This is a genomic window from Massilia sp. UYP32 (genome assembly GCF_050434365.1).
GTDB lineage: Bacteria > Pseudomonadota > Gammaproteobacteria > Burkholderiales > Burkholderiaceae_D > Telluria > Telluria timonae.
This window is the reverse complement of record NZ_JBNDIK010000010.1, coordinates 93,626-112,386: the sequence shown is the minus strand read 5'-3', so window position 1 is coordinate 112,386 and position 18,761 is coordinate 93,626. Positions and strand designations below refer to the sequence as shown.

The following is an 18,761-nucleotide window of genomic DNA, read 5'->3' as shown; positions in this document are numbered from 1 at the left end:
GGCACCAATGGAGACAAAATGGTCACACCCCGCAACCTGGCTGCAGCCTGCGCATGGCTGTGCGCCGCTGCTTTCGCGCCAGGCACCGCACTGGCCAACGCCGCCGCGCCCAAGGCGGAAGTCATCCATTGGTGGACGTCCGGTGGCGAATCGAGCGCCGTCATGCAGGTCGCCCAGGCCTACCGCGCCGCCGGTGGCGTCTGGATCGACAGCGCCATCGCTGGCGGCGACCAGTCGCGCGCCGTCACCATCAACCGCATCATCGGCGGCAACCCGCCCACCGCCGCCCAGTTCAACACCTCCAAGCAGTTCACCGACGTCATCGAGCAGGACATGCTCAACAACGTCGACCTGGTCGCCAAGGCCCAGGACTGGGACCGCATCCTGCCCGAGCCGCTGATCGACGTGATCAAACACGACGGCCACTATTACGCGGTGCCGCTCAACATCCACATGCAGACCTGGATCTGGTACTCGAAGGCCGCCTTCCAGAAGGCCGGCATCGACAAGGAGCCGGCCAGCATCGACGAGCTGTTCGCCGCCCTGGATAAATTGAAGGCCGCCGGCCTGGTGCCGCTGGCCCACGGCGGCCAGTCATGGCAAGAGACCGTGCTGTTCTCCGCCCTGCTGGTCAATATCGGCGGCCGAGAGTTGTACCTGAAAGTGATCCGCGATCGCGACCAGGCCACGATCCTCTCACCGCAGTTTCGCAACGTGCTGCTCACCTTCAAGCGCATGAAGTCCTATGTCGATGCCGGTTCGCCGGGCCGCAACTGGAACGACGCCACCGCGATGCTCATCAGCGGTAAGGCCGGCTTCCAGGTGATGGGCGACTGGGCCAAGGGCGAGTTCACCAATGCCGGCCAGCTGCCCGGCCAGCACTATGGCTGCATCCCCGGGCTCAAGCCCGACACGCCCTACCTGATGCAGGGCGACGTCTTCGTCTTCCCGCGCACGAACAAGATGGAGGCGATCAAGGCCCAACAACTGCTGGCCAACGTCGTGTCGCAGCCCGAGCTGCAAGTCTCCTTCAGCAAGCTGAAAGGCTCGATCCCGGTGCGTCTTGATGCCGATGCGTCGCAGCTCGACCTGTGCGCGCAAAAGGGCATCGAGATCGTCAAGGACCGCAGCCGCCAGCTGGGCGTCACCGAGGTCTACCTGACCCCGGACCAGAACGGCGCCATGCAGGACATCCTCACCGCCTACTGGAACATGGACATCAAGGTGGATAAAGTCCAGCGCAGCATCGCCAACGCCCTCAAATACTGACGCCATGCTCGCCCAACGCCTCCACGTCCGCCTCACGCCTCACTTCGCCCTCCTGCCGATGGCGCTGGTGGTGCTGGGCGCCTACATCGGCGGCGCGCTGTGGACCTTGCGCACCTCGTTCACGGCCTCGCGCACCTTCCCGTCCGATACCTTCATCGGCGCGGCGCAGTACGTGCGCCTGTTCGACAACGAGCGCTGGCTGCTGTCCCTGCACAACCTCGCCGTCTACGGCGTCGCCTTCATCCTCGCCTGCATGGTGATCGGCTTCCTGCTGGCCGTCTTCATCGACCAGAACGTCAAGGGCGAAGGCCTGCTGCGCACCGTGTTCCTCTACCCGTATGCGATGTCCTTCATCGCCACCGGCCTCGTATGGCAATGGCTGCTGGCGCCCGGCAGCGGCATCGAAGGCGCCGTGCGCCGCATGGGTTTTGACGGCTTCTCGTTCGACTGGATCGTGCACCAGGACCTGGTGATCTACACCGTCGTCATCGCCACCGTGTGGCAAGCCTCGGGCCTGGTGATGGCGCTGATGCTGGCCGGCCTGCGCGGCATCGACCCCGAAATCTATAAAGCCGCGCGCCTGGACGGCATCCCGGCCTGGCGCGTGTACCTGCAGATCGTCCTGCCCATGCTCGGCCCGTCGGTCGCCACCGTGTTCCTGCTGCTGTCCACCGCGGTCGTGAAACTGTTCGACGCCGTGGTCGCGATGACCCAGGGTGGCCCCGGCATCGCCAGCGAAGTGCCGGCCAAGTTCATCATGGACCACCTGTTCCTGCGCTCGAACGTCGGCCTGGCCTCGGCGGGCGCGGTGACACTCCTGATCCCGGTGCTGGCCCTGCTGGCGCCCTACGCCTATGCCCGCAGCCGCCGCGCGCGCCTGAACGGAGGCCACGCGTGAGCCACCATTCGCTGCAGGCGATCGCGCCACCCATGTCCAGCCACCCTGCCCAAGCCGCGCGCCGCAGGCGCCTGTTCACGCCGGCGCGCCTGGGCGTCTACGCCTTCCTGTTCAGCGCCGCCCTGTTCTTTTTGCTGCCGCTGTACGTCATGATCATCACCTCGTTCAAGCCGATGGACGAGATCAGGACGGGCAATGTGTTCGCCCTGCCCGCTGCCGCCACGCTCGAGCCATGGCGCGCGGCCTGGGGCGCGGTCAGCCACGGCTTCTGGAATTCGGTGGCGATCGCCGTGCCCAGCACCGTGATCCCGATCCTGCTCGGCGCCGTCAACGGCTATGCGCTGTCGTTCTGGCGTCCGCGCGGCGCGAATGTGCTGTTCGGCGTGCTGCTGGCCGGCGCCTTCATTCCGGTGCAGGTCATGATTTATCCGCTGGTATGGATGATGGCGCATGCCGGCGTGTTCGGTTCGCTGCCGGCGATCGTGGTGGTGCACGTCATCTTCGGCATGCCGCTCATGACCCTCCTGTTCCGCAACTACTATGCCTCGGTGCCGCACGAGCTGTTCCAGGCCGCGCGCATCGACGGCGGCGGCTTCTGGCGCATCTTTATCCAGGTGATGCTGCCGATGTCGTTGCCGATCATCGTCGTGGCCGCGATCATGCAGGTCACCGGCGTCTGGAACGACTATATCCTGGGCCTGGTGTTCGCCGGTCGCGAGAACCTGCCGATGACGGTCCAGCTGAACAACGTGATCAACACCACCACCGGCACCCGCCTGTACAACGTCAACATGGCGGCGACCATCCTGACGGCCGCGGTGCCGCTGGCGATCTACTTCATCTCCGGACGCTGGTTCGTGCGCGGCATCGCCGCCGGCGCCGTGAAAGGATAACCCGGCATGTCGAACGTCCACCTGCGCAAACTGTGCATTACCCGCGGCAGCAACGAGATCATTCGTGATCTCGATTTGCAGATCGAGCCGGGCGAATTCCTCGTGCTGCTCGGCCCTTCGGGCTGCGGCAAGTCGACCCTGTTGCACAGCATCGCCGGCCTGATCGACCTGTCCGGCGGCGCGATCGAGATCGGCGGGCGCGACATGAGCTACGCCGACCCGAGCGAGCGCGGGATCGGCATGGTGTTCCAGTCGTATGCGCTGTATCCGACCATGACGGTCGAAAAGAACATGTCGTTCGGCCTCAAGATCGCCGGCACGCCGAAGGCGGAAGTGCAACGCCGCGTGCGCAAGACGGCCGAGATGCTGCAGCTCGACGCCCTGCTCGATCGCAAGCCGTCCCAACTCTCGGGCGGCCAGCGCCAGCGCGTGGCGATCGGGCGCGCGCTGGTGCGCGAAGCCGGCGTTTACCTGTTCGACGAACCGCTGTCGAACCTCGACGCCAAGCTGCGCGCCGAACTGCGCCGCGAACTCAAAATGCTGCACCAGACGCTCGGTTCGACCATGATCTACGTGACCCACGACCAGGCCGAGGCGATGACGCTCGCGACCCGTATCGTGGTGATGCAAGGCGGCCGCATCCAGCAGATCGGCACCCCGGCCGAGGTCTATGACACGCCCGCCAACCGCTTCGTGGCCGGCTTCCTCGGTTCGCCCTCGATGAATTTTATTGACGGCAGCGTCGATGCGCGGGGCCGCTTCAACGCCGGCGCAGTGACGTTGCCACTTACGGGTGGCGCGGCAGCCGGCGCCGTCACGCTGGCCGCGCGACCGGAACACATCCACGTCGACGACAACGGCCCTTTGAATGCGACGGTCACCCTGGTCGAACCGATGGGAAACCACCAGGTGGTGTGGCTCGACTGCGGCGGGCAGGCGCTGTCGTGCATCGAGCACGATGGACGGCCGCTGGCGTCCGGCCAGGCGGTGCGCTTCGCGATCGACACCGCCCGTGTTTCCTTGTTCGATCCTGAAAATGGTCAGCGTTTATGAAGGATGGGTGCCATCCGCACGCGGATGCAGTATGCTTGGCGGTTGTTTTGATCGACGTATTTATTGAATAGGGATCGCAGGTGGCGACAATCAAGGACGTAGCGCGGCTGGCTGGAGTAGGTCTCGGCACCGCCTCGCGCGTGGTCAGCGGCAAGGGTTCGGTATCGCCGGCCACGCTCGAACGCGTGCGCAAGGCGATCGACGAGCTGGGCTTCCGGCCTTCGCACGCAGCGCGCGCCCTGCTGTCCGGCACCAGCCGGATGGTCGGCGTCTACATCCCCGTGTTGTCCGGCACCTTTTACACGCCGATCCTGCAGATCATCGACACCGAGCTGCGCGCGGCAGGCCTGCACATGGTGGTCGCCTTCGGCGTCGGCCTGGGCGACGCGCGCAACCAGGCCATCGAAGGCATCGAGTTCCTGATCGAGCGCGGCTGCGACGGCCTGATCATGATGAGCAGCGCCCTGCTCGACGAAGACATCGCCGCCCTCGGCGGCAAGCGGCGCCTGATCGTCGCGCTGAACCACGACTTCAAGGACATCCCGGAGCAGTGCTTCACGGTCGACCATGCGCAAGGCGGCAGGCTGGCGGCGCAGACCCTGCTCGAGCACGGCCACCGCGACATCGCCGTCATCGCCGGCCCCAGCGCGCTGGTCGACAACGTGGCGCGTATCGATGGCTTCATGCTCGAATTGAAAGCCAACGGCGTCGACACCGACAAGGTGTGGCTGGTCGAAAGCGACTTCTCGCCGCAAGGCGGCTGGCATGCCGCCAAGGCCCTGGTCGAATCGAAGACGCCGTGCACCGCCCTGTTCTGCGCCAACGACGAGATGGCGGTCGGCGCCCTGTCCTACTTCCAGGAAGCCGGCATCAGCGTGCCGCGCGACCTGTCGGTGATCGGCTACGACGACACGCCGAGCGCGGAGTTCTCGGCGCCGCGCCTGACGTCGGTCCACATGCCGTGGCGCGAGATGACGCAGAACGGCATCAACGCCCTGCTCAACCGCTGCTATGACCTGAAACGCCCGGTGGCGCGCAGCTTCCCGGTGGGCGTGACCATGCGCGCGTCGCTGGCCAGGGTCGGCGGCGGCAAGGCGAAAAGCACCAAGAGCAAAACCGGGAGCAAAGGCAAAAGTAAAAGTGAGTGAGGCATGTTTGCCTCATCCACGGCCGCGTGCGGCCATTTTTTTGGCGCCAGACTGGAAAGCTTTCCAATGTGTTGGTAAGCTTTCCCAAAATTTAATCAGAACATATTCATTACCTGAAGCGAGACCATGACCACTGCCAACCGACCCGAGCCTTCCGCGCCGCAGCGCAGCGATTTCGCCCGCGATTTCCTGTGGGGTTGCGCCACCTCGTCCTACCAGATAGAAGGCGCCGGCCGTGAAGACGGCCGCGTGGAATCGATCTGGGACCGCTTCGCCGCCACGCCCGGCACGATCCGCGACGGTTCCAGCGGCATCGAAGCCTGCGACCACTACCACCGCTGGCCGGAAGACTTCGACATCGCGCGCGGCATGGGCCTGAACGCCTACCGCTTCTCGTTCGCCTGGCCGCGCATCTACACCGGCATCAAGGGCCAGCCGAACCAGAAGGGCCTGGACTTCTATTCGCGCCTGGTCGACGGCATGCTCGAACGCGGCCTGCAGCCATGGGCCACGCTGTACCACTGGGACCTGCCGCAGGCGCTGCAGGAAGCAGGCGGCTGGGAAAACCGCGCCACCATCGACGCCTTCCTCGAGTACACCGACGCCATGACGCGCACCTTGGGCGACAGGGTCAAGCACTGGATCACCCACAACGAGCCATGGTGCACGGCGATCATCGGCAACTTCGAAGGCTGGCATGCCCCAGGCAAGACCGACCTCAAGGCGGCGCTGCAGGTCGCGCACAATGTGCTGGTCTCGCACGGCAAGGCAGTGCCGCTGATCCGCGCCAACGTACCGGATGCGAAGGTAGGCATGGCGGTCAGCCTGCACCCGCTGCGCGCGGCCAGCGACAGCGAGGAAGACAAGGCGGCGATGGAACGCCACGACGGCCTGCGCTACCGCTGGTTCCTCGATCCGCTGTTCGGCCGCGGCTACCCTGAGGCCACGCGCGAACGGTTCGGCGCCGCGGCGCCCGACGTCGCGCCGGGCGACATGGAAGCGATCGCGGTCAAGACCGACTTCATGGGCGTGAACTACTACTTCCCCGAAGTGATCAAGCACGAGGCCGGCCACGCGCCACTCGACGCGAAAGTGCTGCCGACCACCAGCGGCGAGATCACCGCGATGGGCTGGCCGGTGTCGCCGGAAGGCTTCACCGAACTCCTCACCCGCATCGAGAACGACTACCACCCGGGCCCGATGTACGTCACCGAGAACGGTTCGGCCTTCGAGGATACCGTCGGCCCGGATGGCGAGATCGACGACGTCCAGCGCCGCCACTACCTGATGCGCCACCTGGCCGCCATGAAGGATGCGATCGACGGGGGCGCGCCGATCAAGGGCTACTTCGCCTGGAGCCTGCTCGATAACTTCGAATGGGCCGAAGGCTACCAGCGCCGCTTCGGCCTGGTGCACATCGATTACGCCACCCAGCAGCGCCGCCTGAAGAACAGCGGCAAATGGTATGGTTCCTTCCTGCGCCAGGAATGAACCTTCAACATCAACGAACAATAAAGCGAGACAACCCATGACCTTCAAGCTTCGTCCTTCCACGCTGGCCCTTTCCATCGCCCTGGCCCTGCCGGCTGTCTGCGGCGCCGCCGCTCCGGTCGACACCAGGTTGGCCGACTGGCCGCACGTGACCAGCGCCATCAAGATGGACGACGCGATCGAGAAGCGGGTCAAGGAAATCGTCGGCAAGATGACGCTGGCGCAGAAGGTCGGCCAGATGACCCAGCCCGAGATCAAGACCACCAGGCCCGAGGACGTGACCAAGTACTACCTCGGCTCGGTCCTGAACGGCGGCGGCAGCTGGCCAAACAACAACAAGGCCGCCGATGCGAAAGAATGGCTGGCGCTGGCCCAGGCCTACCACGAGGCCTCGATGAAGACCGACATGGCGATCAAGGTGCCGGTGGTGTGGGGCACGGACGCGGTCCACGGCCACAATAACGTGCCGGGCGCCACCCTGTTCCCGCACAATATCGGCCTGGGCGCGGCGCGCAATCCGCAGCTGATGCGCGAGATCGGCGCCGCCACTGCCAGGGCGGTGCGCGCGACCGGCATCGCCTGGGTGTTCGGCCCGACCCTGGCCGTGGTGCGCGACGACCGCTGGGGCCGCACCTACGAAAGCTATGCCGAGCATCCTGAAGTCGTGCGCAGCTATGCCGGCGAATACGTCAAGGGCATGCAGGGCGTGTTCAAGGACGACGCCAACACCATCGCCACCGCCAAGCACTTCATCGGCGACGGCGGCACGAAGAACGGCAAGGATCGCGGCGTGACCGAGGCCCCGGAGCGCGACCTGATCAACATCCACGGCGCCGGCTACTTCCCGGCCCTGGAAGCGGGCGCCCAGACCGTGATGTCCTCGTTTAACAGCTGGACCGACACTGCCAGCGGCAAGGAATACGGCAAGCTCCATGGCAGCAAGTACGCGCTGACCGACATCCTCAAGGTCAAGATGGGCTTCGACGGCTTCGTCGTCACCGACTGGAACGGCATCGGCGAAGTGAAAGGCTGCCGCAACGACAGCTGCGCCCAGGCGATCAACGCCGGCAACGACATGATCATGGTGCCGGACGACTGGAAGGCCTTCATCGCCAACACCATCAAGCAGGTGGAAGCCGGCGAGATCCCGATGTCGCGCATCGACGACGCCGTCTCGCGCATCATCCGCGTCAAGCTGCGCGCCGGCCTGTTCGACAAGAGCCCGATGCAGAACGCCCATGCCGGCAAGGACGACGCGATGCAGGCGCGCGCCTTGGCGCGCCAGGCGGTGCGCGAATCGCTGGTGCTGCTCAAGAACGAAGGCCCTGCCCTGCCCCTGAAGCGCGGCCAGAAGATCCTGGTGGTGGGCAAGAGCGCCGACGAGCTGTCGAACCAGAGCGGCGGCTGGTCGATCACCTGGCAGGGCACCGCCACCACCAATGCCGATTTTAAAAATGCCGACACCATCCTGACCGGCATCCGTGAAGCGGCCGGCAAGGACAACGTCACCTTCAGCCTGGATGCGAAAGGCGTCGACGTGTCGAAGTTCGACGTCGTGATCGCCGTCATCGGCGAGCGTCCGTATGCCGAAGGCGACGGCGACATCCATCCATCGGGCACCCTGCGCCACAGCAGCCGCTATCCGGAAGATCTCGCCGTGCTCAAGGCCGTCGGCGGCAAGGGCAAGCCGGTGGTCACCGTCATGGTCACCGGCCGTCCGGTGTTCGCCAACGACTTGCTGAATCTGTCGGACACCTTCATCTCGGCCTGGCTGCCGGGCTCCGAGGGCAAGGGCGTGTCGGACCTGCTGATCGAAGGCCAGCAGCGCCATGACTTCCGCGGCGTGCTGCCGTTCTCGTGGCCAAAGTCGGCCTGCCAGATCAAGCTGAACGTCGGCGACAAGGATTACGCGCCGCTGTTCGCCTATGGTTATGGCTTGAAGGTCGCCACCCGCTCCAAACTGGGCAAGCTGGATGAAAGCTATCCGCAAGGCGGCTGCAGCGCCGGCAACACCTTCCCGGTGTTCAGCCAGGCCGACCGCCTGAGCTATCCGCTGGCGATCCGCTCCGGCCAGCAAACCACCGTGCTCGGCGCCGACCTGAACGCCAGCTTCAAGCTGCCGAACATCACCGTCACCACCGCCCAGGTCAACACCCAGCAGGACGCCAAGCTGGGCGCCTGGACCGGACCGGCCACGCTGGAAGCGCGCGGCGCACGCGCCATTGTGCTGCCCGCGGCGGCGGTCAAGGATGGCGCGCTGCGCTTCGACACCATCGTCGCCAAGGCCCCGGCCGGCAAGGTGACGATCTCGATGCGCCAGGGTTCGACCAGCGTCGACCTGGATGCGACCGCCCTGTTCAAGCGCCTGGCCGTCGGCGCCAAGAACACCGTCGCAATTCCGCTGTCGTGCTTCCAGGCCAAGGGGCTCGACCTGGCCAGGGTCGATACGCCGTTCGCCGTCACCAGCGACGCCGCATTCTCGGCGGCCTTCGCCAATATCGAGATCGCCGGCGGCGCGGCGAAGGAAGCAGGCGCCGTGCAGTGCGGCGAACTGAAATGACGCGAAAGGTCGCGACTGAGCTGCGGCTGCTGGCCGACGTCGGCGGCACCAATGCGCGTTTCGCCCTGCAGTCGGCGCCGGGCGCGGGGTTCGACGACGTCGAGGTGCTGGCGGCCGCCGGCTACCCGACCCTGGGCGCGGCGATGCGCGCCTACCTGGCCAACGCGCGCGCCCGCGGGCTGGCGGTCGACACCGTCCGCCATGCGGCGGTCGCGATCGCCAATCCGGTCGAGGGCGACGAGATCAGGATGACCAATCACCACTGGAGCTTCTCGATCGAGGCCTTGCGCCTGGAGCTGGGTTTGACGACGCTCCTGATGGTGAACGACTTCGCCGCGCTGGCGATGTCGCTGCCGCACCTGGCGCAGGACGGCCGCCGGCAGGTCGGCGGCGGCATCGAGCTGCCGAACCGGACGATCGGCCTGATCGGCCCCGGCACCGGCCTGGGCGTCTCGGGCGTGGTGCCGGCGGGCGAGCGCTGGATCCCGCTGTCCGGCGAAGGAGGCCACGTCAGCTTCGCGCCGGTCAACCGCGACGAGGTGGCGATCCTGGAAGCGCTGTGGGGAGAATACGGCCACGTGTCGGCCGAGCGCCTGCTGTCGGGCATGGGCATGGAGCTGATCCACTGGGCCCGCACCGGCAGGCGTCTCAAGGCGGCCGACATCAGCGCGGCGGCGCTGGATGGGTCATCAAACGATTGCCGCGGCTCGGTCGACGTGTTCTGCGCCATCCTGGGCAGCGTGGCCGGCAATGTCGCGCTGACCCTCGGCGCGACCGGCGGCATGTATATCGGCGGCGGCATCGTGCCGCGCCTGGGCCCCGTCTTCGAACAATCGGCGTTCCGCGCGCGCTTCGAAGACAAGGGGCGCCTCGGCGACTATCTGTCGCGTATCCCGACCTACCTGATCACCGAACAGTATCCCGCTTTGCGCGGGGTTTCGGCTATGCTGTCGGATCACGTCCTTACTCTGCAATAAAACGGAGACTCCATGCAGAACCCAATCCAGAACCCCACCGTGGCCAGCGCGGCCGTGGATGGGGAACACAACCAGCACACCGGTGCGCTGGTCATCGTCACCATCCTGTTCTTCATGTGGGGACTCATCACCTCGCTGAACGACGTCCTGATCCCGCACCTGAAGTCGATCTACACCCTCACCTACATGCAGGCGATGCTGGTGCAGTTCTGCTTCTTCGGCGCCTATTTCATCGTCTCGCTGCCGGCCGGCGCGCTGATCCGACGCCTGGGCTACCAGAACGGCGCGGTCACCGGCCTGATGATCGCGGCCGCAGGCTGCGCCCTGTTCTACCCGGCCTCGAACGGCGGCTACGGCATGTTCCTGTTCGCGCTGTTCGTGCTGGCCAGCGGCATCACCATCCTGCAGGTGGCGGCCAATCCCTACGTCACCGCGCTGGGACCGGCGCGCACCGCGGCCAGCCGCCTGACCCTGACGCAAGCCTTCAACTCGCTCGGCACCACGGTGGCGCCGGCGCTGGGCGGCATCCTGATCCTGTCGACCGTGGTGCTCTCGGCCGACCAGCTGGCCCTGCTGCCGGCGGCCGAGCAGGCCGCGCACAAGGCCGCCGAAGCCGCCGCCGTGCAAGGCCCTTACCTGGGTCTTGCCGCCGCGCTGGCGCTGCTGGCGGTGCTGTTCGCGATGGCGCGCCTGCCGAAGATCGCCTTCGACGACACCACCGCGGCGGTCGACGCCAAGGGCGGCGCGATGTCGTATCGCCACCTGGTGCTGGGCGCGCTGGGCATCTTCCTGTACGTCGGCGCCGAGGTGAGCATCGGCAGCTTCCTGATCAACTTCATCGGCGAGCCGCACATCGCCGGCCTGTCGCACGCCGACGCGGCGCGCTACGTCAGCATGTACTGGGGCGGCGCCCTGGTCGGCCGCTTCATCGGCTTCGCCGTGATGCGCTATGTGAGCCCGGGCAAATCGCTGGCGGTCACCGCGCTCGGTTCGATCGCGCTGGTCCTGACCGCGACCTTCACCGAAGGCAGCCTGGCGATGTGGGCGATCGTGGCGGTGGGCCTGTGCAACTCGATCATGTTCCCGACCATCTTCAGCATGGCGCTGCACGGCTTGGGCAAGTTCACCGGCCAGGGCTCGGGCATCCTGTGCATGGCCATCGTCGGCGGCGCCGTGGTGCCGTTCGTGCAGGGCATCCTGGCCGACACCATCGGTCTGCAGATCTCCTTCCTGGTGCCGGCGGCCTGCTACCTGTTCATCATGTATTACGGCGTGAAGTACGCCAACCTGCACAAGCAGAAGATCGCGGCCGAATAAACCGCGCCAGCATCAGGCAAAAGGCCCGCAGGATCTGCGGGCCTTTTTTATCAGCGGTTCAGCCGCTTGAGCAGCTGCGCGCGCACCATGCGCGAGGCGTTGTCGTCGAACGGCGCCAGCAGGCCGCGCGCGGCCGGCGGGATGTGGGCCGCGGTGTCGGCATCGGCCTCGAACACGTAGTGGCGGAACAGCTCGGCCCAGGCCGCGCGCTGCGCGGGCGGCAGGTCGCGCACCGTCATCAGGGCGTGCATCAGGGCGTTGTTGGGCGTGTCCATCCAGTCCGGCGACTGGCGCCACCAGTAGTTCACCAGCACGTTGAAGCCATCCAGCGCCTCGACGTGGTGCCACCACATGCTGGGCACGAAGATCGCGTCGCCTGGCTCCATGTCGGCCACCTGGGCGTGTTCCAGCGCCTGGGCGAAGCGCGGAAAGCGCGCGAGATCAGGATGCTTGAAGTCCACCAGGCTGATGGGCTGGCCGGCCGGGGTCAGGTCGATCGGGCCGACGTAGAGATTGCGTTGCTGGCCCGGCGGGAACAAGGTGAAGCGGCGGCGCCCGGCGCCGATGCAGGCCAGGTTGTCGGGCAGGTCGTAGTGGGCCGAGATGCGCGTGCGGTTGCCGATCCAGATGCTGGCCAACGGATCGCGCGGGCCCAGGTCGACGTCGTTCTCGCCCCTGAAACCCGGCAGCGCGCCGTCGATCGTGGTGGAGCCGACGTAGATGGCCGGCGGCGTTGGATTGGCCAGGTGCTTTTCCAGTTCGTCCAGCACGGCGTCGAGCCGCACCCGCATGGACTGGAAATTGAAGCCGTCCAGCGCCTCGTTGTAGAAGAAGCGGCCGTCGATCTCGGGCGCGCCGAGCATGGCGTTGACGGTGGCGTCGACGTACCAGCGGCGCAGGTAGGCGATGGCGGCCTGCGGCGACGTGCGCGCGGCGGCCACCGCCGGCCAGTCGGCCACCAGGCCGCGCAAGAGCAGCGGCTCGGTGGATGCGAGGATGGCGGGGCCGAGGTCGGCGGGCCGCAGCCCGGTGAGCTCGCGGACCGGCTTAGCGGCCGGCGCCATCGCGCGCGTTCCTGCGGTTCTTGCGGTCGATCAGGTCGCGGAAATGCGATAACGACGCCAGCGCGAAGTAGATGGGGGCCAGGTGGCCGGCCGCGTGCAGCTCGGCGATGGCGGCGCCGTCCAACGCGCCCAGGCGTTCCTCGTGGATGGTGAAGAAGCCGCTCATGCGGGCTTTTTCACCGTTGTCGAATTCGATGTCGAGCACAAAGGCATCGAGCAGCTCGTAACGCTTGAGGGCCTCGAGGAAGCCCGCGTTGGCCTGCACGCCGTTGTGGATGTTCGACAGCGTCTGGCTCATCTTCTCGAGCAAGTCGGTATTGCCGCCATGCGGCTTGAACACCGGTTCGCCCTCGGTCGTGCTGACGCGCGGGTGATCCAGGTCGACCTGGATCATCAGTTCGTCGCCGTTGCGGCCGATGTAGAACGGCAGGCGCTCGTGCAGCCACGGCACCAGCGGCGCATCCCAGCGGCCGTCCTCGAGGAACAGGTTCTCGTCTTGCTGGAAGCCGAGCAGCGCGATCGCCTCGTAGTTGGCGCCGTCGTCCAGCTGGCGGAAGATGATCGGATAGTGCGCCTGCAGCGAGCGGAATTCGTCGGCGAAGGTCGGCACCCAGGCGACTTCGCTGCCCAGGCCGGGGCGGTGGCCGTGGATGATGCGCAGGTCCTTGTGCTCGATATTGTTCAGCAGGGCGATGTTGGGCATGGATGTCTCGTTATCTTGTAGTGGGTGTCAGTGAAACGACAACGGCGGGCCGGCTGTTGCCGACCCGCCGTCAATACCGTCATCCGGGAAGTCTACTCCCGAACGACGGCACAGACAAAGCCCGATCAGAACTTGTAGCGTGCGGCCAGCATGTAGCGCGGGCCCGACTGCGTCACGAACAGCACCTGGTTCTTGGTGCGGCCGTGGATGCGCTGGATCTCGTCGGTCAGGTTGATGCCTTCGAACGACAGCGACAGGTTGTCGTTCACGTTGTAGCCGACGCTCACGTCCAGCTGGCCGTATTTCTCGACGTAGTTCGGGTTCGGGCCCTGGCCGTCGAAGGTCGACGACAGGAACTCGTCGCGCCAGTTGTAGGCCACGCGCGCATTCCACTTGTCGTTCTCGAAGATGCCCACCAGGTTGGCCGAGTCGCCCAGGCCGACCAGCGCGAACTGCTCGCCCTTGCTGGCGTTGTCGTACTTCAGGCCCGAGTTCACGTAGGTGTAGTTGGCCTGGATGCCGAAGCCGCTGTTGCCGAACATGTGCTGGAGGTTGAATTCCAGGCCGCGGATGCGCGCCTTCTGCTGGTTCGAGTACGAGGTGATGCGGAAGTCCGCGATCGGATCGGTGCCGATGGCCGTGATGGTGCCGGTGGCGTCGCCCGAGGCGTTGTCCGGACCCGCGACCACGCCCGGCTGGCCGTTGAAGTTGCGGAAGATGTAGTTGCGGATGCAAGTGGTGTCCGCGGTCGTGCAGCCGTTGGCCAGCGCCGCGTTCCAGTAGGCGCCCCCGACCGGGGTGCGCACGCCGAACGGCTGGGCGATGATCTGCGACTGCCCGGCGTAGTTGTCCAGGTGCTTGCGGAAGTGATTGACCGAGAAGAAGCTCTGGCGGGCGTAGTACCACTCGATGGCCAGGTCGATGTTCTTCGACTTGACCGGCTCCAGCGCCGGATTGCCCTGCGAACCGGTGCCGCCTTCGACGCGCGCCAGGGTGTCGAGCACCTGGCCGCCGGCGATCTGGTCGTAGCGCGGACGGCCGATGGTTTCGCCGTAGCTGAAGCGGCCCTTCAGGTCGGGACGGAAGGAGATGTCGGCGTCGAACGTCGGCAGCACGTGGTTGTACTTGCCGGTCAGCGTGGTGAAGCCCGATTCGCCGAACACCACCGGCAGTTCGTTCTGCGACACCCAGCTGATCGCGACCGGGGTCGGCACCAGCGCGGTCGAGCTGACGTCGGTCTTCTCGTAGCGCACGCCGACCGAGGTGTTGATCGGGTAGCGGGTGTCCCACTCGGTGTTGAACTGCAGGTACAGGCTCTTCGACTTTTCCTCGGTGCGGCGGTCGGTGTCGTAGGTGGTCTTCGGCAGGTACAGGTGCGGCAGGCCCGAGGCTTGCGCCACGATGTCGCGGATCTGGCCGAAGTTGAAGGTGTGGAAGCGGTTGAACAGGTTCGGGTTGCCGCTGCCGTCGATCTGGTCGAAGTATTTGGACAGGCTGTCCGGCGTGAACAGGCTGGCCGGGTAGTCCGAGGCCTGGGTGGCGCCGCCCCAGGTGTCGCGCTGCTGCACCGAGAACGCCGAGCGGTACTTGACCTTGGTGGCGCCGACGCCGAACTTGAACTCGGACGCTTCCATCACCTTCCAGCTGCCGTGGGTCTGGATTTGGTCGACTTCGGTCTTCATGTAGCCGTTCTCGAACACCGAGCCGGTCACCTGCTGCGGCGAGCGCAGGAAGTCGGCGCCGTCGATGGAGAGGACCGGGAAGTCCTGCGAGAAGTCGGCGGTGGTGTTGCCGCGGCTGAAGCTGGCGGTGCCGATCACGTTGCTCGAACCCCATGGGCTGTCTGGAGTCGATTCGGCCGACGAGCTGTGGGCGTCGAGTTCCAGGCGGAGGTCGGGGTTGACGCGCCAGACGGTGTTGAAGCCCAGCGACTTGTTCTCGCTCCTGGTCGCGAAGTCCGAGGCGCCCATGGCGATGTCGCTGTTACCGGCCGGGATCAACTCGGTGTACACCAGCGGCGAGGCGATCGGACCGTCGGTCCAGCTGCTCGACGACGGGCCGAAGTTGAACCAGGCCGACATGTCGTTGCGGCGGGTGTGGATCTTGTTTTCCGAGTAGGTGTAGTCGAGGGTCGAGGTGATCGACTTGTTCGGCGCGAACTGGAACACCACCTGGCCGTTGGTGCGCTCGCGCTGCACGCCGGAGAGGTTGTAGTTCAGGTTTTGCGGAACCTGGTACTGGTCGTTCGGGCCGGGACGGTTGGTGATCAGTTCCGAGCCCGGGGTGCCCGGCTGCGGGATCGTGCCCCAGGTGTTCTCGTCGCCGCGGAACGGGCCTTTCCAGCCATTCGGCACCGAGGCGCGGTTGTAGCCCAGGTTGCGCTCCTGGTAGCTGGCCGACAGGCCGATGCCGAAGCGGCCGTCGGCCGAGGTGTTCGAATAGATGCCCGACACTTCAGGGGTGACCTTGTTGCCGTGCTGGAGGCCATCCGGCAGGTTGGTGGCCGAGGTGTCGTGCACGCCCTTGATGCCGATGCTGGCCTGCATGCCCGGACGCGACAGCGGACGCGCGGTGATCACGTTGATGGTCGCGCCGACGCCGCCGGTCGGGGTCTCGGCGCGGCTCGATTTGTAGACCTGCAGCTGCGAGATCGCTTCCGAGGCGATGTTGGCGAAGTCGAAGGCGCGGCCGTTGCGGTCGCCCAGGTTCGAGACCGGCATCTGGCGGCCGTTGAGCAGCACCAGGTTGAAGTCGGGGCCCACGCCGCGCACGGTGATCTTCGAGCCTTCGCCGATTTCGCGGTCGATCGACACGCCCGAGATGCGCTGCAGCGATTCGGCCAGGTTCGTGTCGGGGAATTTGCCGATGTCTTCGGCGACGATGCCGTCGACGAAGCCCTGCGCATTGCGCTTGAGGTTCATCGACGATTCGAGACTGGCGCGCAGGCCGGTCACGACGACGGTCTGGGTGCCCGGCTGCGCCGGGCCGGTGATCGAGCCGGTGGGGTTGCTGGCGGGATCAAGTGCCTGGTTCGGGGCGCTGGTCGCGGTCTCGGCCGGCGCGGTCGCCTGGTCCTGCGCGAATGCCGGGATGAATGCCGAACATGCGCTGGCAACTGCCAGGCTGATCAGAGTCTGTTTCGCCTTCGGGTAGTACATGTCTTCTCCTGTTTTTTTATAAATATGACCGTCGCCTAGCTACGGTGTCTCCGCCAAATCGGACGCACTGCGGCATGCGTCGTGTTTTTCGCTACTCGCTGCTGATCCATCCTTGCCTGGTCACCTCCCGACCAGGAAGACCTGCGGCGCGCCAAGCGGCGCAACGAGGCCTCCGGCTGGTGCCGGTGGCCTCGTTGCGTGGATTGCCCGGTGCGCGTCGCGCTGTTTCATGTGTCCTCGGCTCCTTGGCCTTGTCGACCATTTGGGGAACGAAGCTGCCTGGTTCGAGACATGGAAACGTTTCCATGAAGTTGACTGAATATTAGGGTTAGGAAAAAAAATTGTCAACCGAATATCCAAGGGGGTATGACGTAGTTTTGCAACACTTTGGTGCAGCCCTGGAGTGAGCGCCTGTTACCGAACGAAGGCGCGTCCTGTCGTTTCCCTCGTTGACACCGATTTTTCGGCGATGCTATAGTCGGGTTGACGTTATGGTAACGTTTCCAAATTGGAGCATGGATGCACCACTTTCTTGCCCGTCGCGCGGGCCGCGCCATCGTCCGGACCGCCCTGCTCGCGGCCGGCGTTACCTTCGTCGTTACCAGCCCGGCGCATGCGCAGGATGCCGCCTTTGCCTGGCCCGGCGGCGCGCGGGCCGCGGTCAGCCTGGCGTATGACGACGCCCTCGATTCCCAGCTCGACAACGCGATCCCGACGCTCGACCGCCACGGCATCAAGGGCACGTTCTTCCTGCAGCTGTCCAGCGAGCCGGTGGCCAGGCGCATGGAGGACTGGCGCGCCGCGGCCAGGGGCGGCCATGAACTGGGCAACCACAGCCTGTTCCATCAATGTTCCGGCGCGGGGCCGGACCGCGCCTGGGTCGCGCCGCAGCGCGACCTGGACACCACCACGCGCGAGCAGATGCAAGACCAGGTCCTGCTCGCCAACACGTTCCTGAACGCGATCGACGGCCGCCGCGAGCGCACCTATACCGCCCCCTGCTTCGACGTGCAGGCCCTCGGCGGCGACTACCTGCCGGCGCTGCACGCGCGCTTCGTGGCGATCAAGGCCGGCAATGGTCCCGGCGTGCCGGCCTCGATGGCGGCGGTCGATCCCTACCGGGTGGCCTCGATCGCGCCTGTGGGCGCGAGCGGCGCCGAACTGATTGCGCAGGTCAAGCAGGCGCGCGAACGCGGCACCATGATCGCGTTCACCTTCCACGGCATCGGCGGCGACCACTTGAGCGTGTCATCGCAGGCGCACGAGGAGCTGGTCCGCTTCCTCGCCGCGCATCGCCAGGAGTACTGGACCGACACCTTCCTCAACATCATGAAGCACGTCAGGCAGCAGCGGGCGGCGACGCCCGCGGCGCGATGACGTCGCCTTGGAGACATATGAAGACAATAAGCAAACTGGCCGCGCTGCTCGTGCTGGCCGCCAGCGCGGGCTGCGCCACGCAGCCCGCCGCCACCGACGGCCTGGCCGGCTGGACCCTCGAATGGAGCGATGAATTCGACGGCGCCACGCTGGACCGCGGCAAATGGCTCCCCGAGACCGGCGGCCATGGCTGGGGCAACAACGAGATGCAGTTCTATACCGGCCGGCCCGAGAACGTGCGCGTGGAAGACGGTCACCTGGTGATCGAGGCGCGCAAGGAACGCTACGAAGGCAAGGACTACACCTCGGCGCGGCTCAAGACGGCCGGGCTGAAGGAAACGCAGTACGGCCGCTACGAAGCGCGCATCAAGGTGCCGAAGGGCCAGGGCATCTGGCCCGCGTTCTGGATGCTGGGGGCGAACATCAAGCAGGTCGGCTGGCCGAAGAGCGGCGAGATCGACATCATGGAGATCATCGGCAAGGAGCCGGCCAATGCCTACGGCACCCTGCACGGGCCGGGCTACTCGGGCGAGCACGCAAACAGCCGCGCCAGCGCGCTCGAGGGCGCGGAGTACGGCGACGACTTCCACGTGTTCGCCGTCGAATGGGAGCCGAAAGAAATTCGTTGGTACCGCGACGGCATTCACTACCACACCGCGACGCCCGCGACGGTCAAGGGAGAATGGGTGTTCGAGCATCCCTTCTTCGTGCTGCTCAACCTGGCCGTGGGCGGCTACTGGCCGGGCTATCCGGATGCGACCACGCCGTTCCCGCGCCGCATGCTGGTCGATTACGTGCGCGTGTATCGCAAGGCCGCGCCCTGACGGCCTGGCCGGGCGGCCGGATTCGTGGC

At 66.1% G+C, this 18,761-nt stretch carries 14 protein-coding genes; 11 read left to right on the top strand and 3 right to left on the bottom strand.

Annotation, left to right across the window (positions count from 1 at the left end):
- The first annotated feature begins 18 nt into the window (after positions 1–18).
- From ABIB42_RS09850 to ABIB42_RS09810, 9 genes are all read left to right on the top strand, one after another.
- On the top strand, positions 19–1,269 hold the full coding sequence (locus tag ABIB42_RS09850) for an ABC transporter substrate-binding protein (protein WP_429248276.1): 1,251 nt from the start codon (positions 19–21) through the stop codon (positions 1,267–1,269).
- 4 nt (positions 1,270–1,273) lie between these two features.
- Positions 1,274–2,167 carry a carbohydrate ABC transporter permease gene (locus ABIB42_RS09845; RefSeq protein WP_005663778.1) on the top strand — a complete coding sequence of 298 codons (894 nt, stop codon included), beginning with the start codon at positions 1,274–1,276 and terminating at the stop codon, positions 2,165–2,167.
- Positions 2,168–2,199: 32 nt separating this feature from the next.
- Positions 2,200–3,060, top strand: coding sequence for a carbohydrate ABC transporter permease (locus ABIB42_RS09840; protein WP_051205051.1), 861 nt, complete (start codon positions 2,200–2,202; stop codon positions 3,058–3,060).
- Between the two features lie 6 nt (positions 3,061–3,066).
- Positions 3,067–4,113, top strand: coding sequence for an ABC transporter ATP-binding protein (locus ABIB42_RS09835; RefSeq protein ID WP_005663781.1), 1,047 nt, complete (start codon positions 3,067–3,069; stop codon positions 4,111–4,113).
- 80 nt (positions 4,114–4,193) lie between these two features.
- The gene (locus ABIB42_RS09830; protein ID WP_005663783.1) at positions 4,194–5,261 is read left to right on the top strand and encodes a LacI family DNA-binding transcriptional regulator; all 1,068 of its coding nucleotides are present in this window, start codon (positions 4,194–4,196) and stop codon (positions 5,259–5,261) included.
- 126 nt (positions 5,262–5,387) lie between these two features.
- Positions 5,388–6,752, top strand: coding sequence for a GH1 family beta-glucosidase (locus ABIB42_RS09825; protein WP_005663785.1), 1,365 nt, complete (start codon positions 5,388–5,390; stop codon positions 6,750–6,752).
- Positions 6,753–6,789: 37 nt separating this feature from the next.
- A complete protein-coding gene (locus ABIB42_RS09820) occupies positions 6,790–9,312 on the top strand; it encodes a glycoside hydrolase family 3 N-terminal domain-containing protein (RefSeq protein ID WP_429248275.1) in 2,523 nt (840 codons plus the stop codon).
- Positions 9,309–10,289, top strand: a complete 981-nt coding sequence (locus ABIB42_RS09815; protein ID WP_005663789.1) for a glucokinase — start codon at positions 9,309–9,311, stop codon at positions 10,287–10,289. The genes ABIB42_RS09820 and ABIB42_RS09815 overlap by 4 nt, the downstream gene beginning before the upstream one ends.
- 12 nt (positions 10,290–10,301) lie before the next feature.
- Complete coding sequence (locus tag ABIB42_RS09810; protein WP_005663791.1) at positions 10,302–11,606, top strand: sugar MFS transporter; 1,305 nt, start codon at positions 10,302–10,304, stop codon at positions 11,604–11,606.
- Positions 11,607–11,656: 50 nt separating this feature from the next.
- Here ABIB42_RS09810 and ABIB42_RS09805 read toward each other — a convergent pair whose 3' ends face one another.
- The 3 genes from ABIB42_RS09805 to ABIB42_RS09795 form a co-directional block, all read right to left on the bottom strand.
- The gene (locus ABIB42_RS09805) at positions 11,657–12,670 is read right to left on the bottom strand and encodes a cupin-like domain-containing protein (RefSeq protein ID WP_219862014.1); all 1,014 of its coding nucleotides are present in this window, start codon (positions 12,668–12,670) and stop codon (positions 11,657–11,659) included.
- A complete protein-coding gene (locus ABIB42_RS09800) occupies positions 12,654–13,373 on the bottom strand; it encodes a SapC family protein (protein WP_005663795.1) in 720 nt (239 codons plus the stop codon). The genes ABIB42_RS09805 and ABIB42_RS09800 overlap by 17 nt, the downstream gene beginning before the upstream one ends.
- Positions 13,374–13,498: 125 nt before the next feature.
- Positions 13,499–16,531: a TonB-dependent receptor gene (locus tag ABIB42_RS09795; RefSeq protein ID WP_219862012.1), complete on the bottom strand. Its 3,033-nt coding sequence runs from the start codon at positions 16,529–16,531 to the stop codon at positions 13,499–13,501.
- Between the two features lie 519 nt (positions 16,532–17,050).
- Between ABIB42_RS09795 and ABIB42_RS09790 the strand changes: the two genes are divergently transcribed.
- A complete protein-coding gene (locus tag ABIB42_RS09790; RefSeq protein WP_219862010.1) occupies positions 17,051–17,908 on the top strand; it encodes a polysaccharide deacetylase family protein in 858 nt (285 codons plus the stop codon).
- Positions 17,909–17,925: 17 nt separating this feature from the next.
- Positions 17,926–18,732, top strand: coding sequence for a glycoside hydrolase family 16 protein (locus tag ABIB42_RS09785; protein ID WP_219862008.1), 807 nt, complete (start codon positions 17,926–17,928; stop codon positions 18,730–18,732).
- The last annotated feature ends 29 nt before the right edge of the window (positions 18,733–18,761 follow it).

Excerpts from the sequence above, each read along its gene's own strand:
- ABIB42_RS09790 (WP_219862010.1), top strand. The coding sequence starts at position 17,051 with ATGCACCACTTTCTTGCCCGTCGCGCGGGCCGCGCCATCGTCCGGACC.
- ABIB42_RS09825 (WP_005663785.1), top strand. The coding sequence starts at position 5,388 with ATGACCACTGCCAACCGACCCGAGCCTTCCGCGCCGCAGCGCAGCGAT.
- ABIB42_RS09810 (WP_005663791.1), top strand. The coding sequence starts at position 10,302 with ATGCAGAACCCAATCCAGAACCCCACCGTGGCCAGCGCGGCCGTGGAT.
- ABIB42_RS09840 (WP_051205051.1), top strand. The coding sequence starts at position 2,200 with ATGTCCAGCCACCCTGCCCAAGCCGCGCGCCGCAGGCGCCTGTTCACG.
- ABIB42_RS09815 (WP_005663789.1), top strand. The coding sequence starts at position 9,309 with ATGACGCGAAAGGTCGCGACTGAGCTGCGGCTGCTGGCCGACGTCGGC.
- ABIB42_RS09785 (WP_219862008.1), top strand. The coding sequence starts at position 17,926 with ATGAAGACAATAAGCAAACTGGCCGCGCTGCTCGTGCTGGCCGCCAGC.
- ABIB42_RS09835 (WP_005663781.1), top strand. The coding sequence starts at position 3,067 with ATGTCGAACGTCCACCTGCGCAAACTGTGCATTACCCGCGGCAGCAAC.
- ABIB42_RS09820 (WP_429248275.1), top strand. The coding sequence starts at position 6,790 with ATGACCTTCAAGCTTCGTCCTTCCACGCTGGCCCTTTCCATCGCCCTG.
- ABIB42_RS09850 (WP_429248276.1), top strand. The coding sequence starts at position 19 with ATGGTCACACCCCGCAACCTGGCTGCAGCCTGCGCATGGCTGTGCGCC.
- ABIB42_RS09805 (WP_219862014.1), bottom strand. The coding sequence starts at position 12,670 with ATGGCGCCGGCCGCTAAGCCGGTCCGCGAGCTCACCGGGCTGCGGCCC.
- ABIB42_RS09800 (WP_005663795.1), bottom strand. The coding sequence starts at position 13,373 with ATGCCCAACATCGCCCTGCTGAACAATATCGAGCACAAGGACCTGCGC.
- ABIB42_RS09795 (WP_219862012.1), bottom strand. The coding sequence starts at position 16,531 with ATGTACTACCCGAAGGCGAAACAGACTCTGATCAGCCTGGCAGTTGCC.
- ABIB42_RS09845 (WP_005663778.1), top strand. The coding sequence starts at position 1,274 with ATGCTCGCCCAACGCCTCCACGTCCGCCTCACGCCTCACTTCGCCCTC.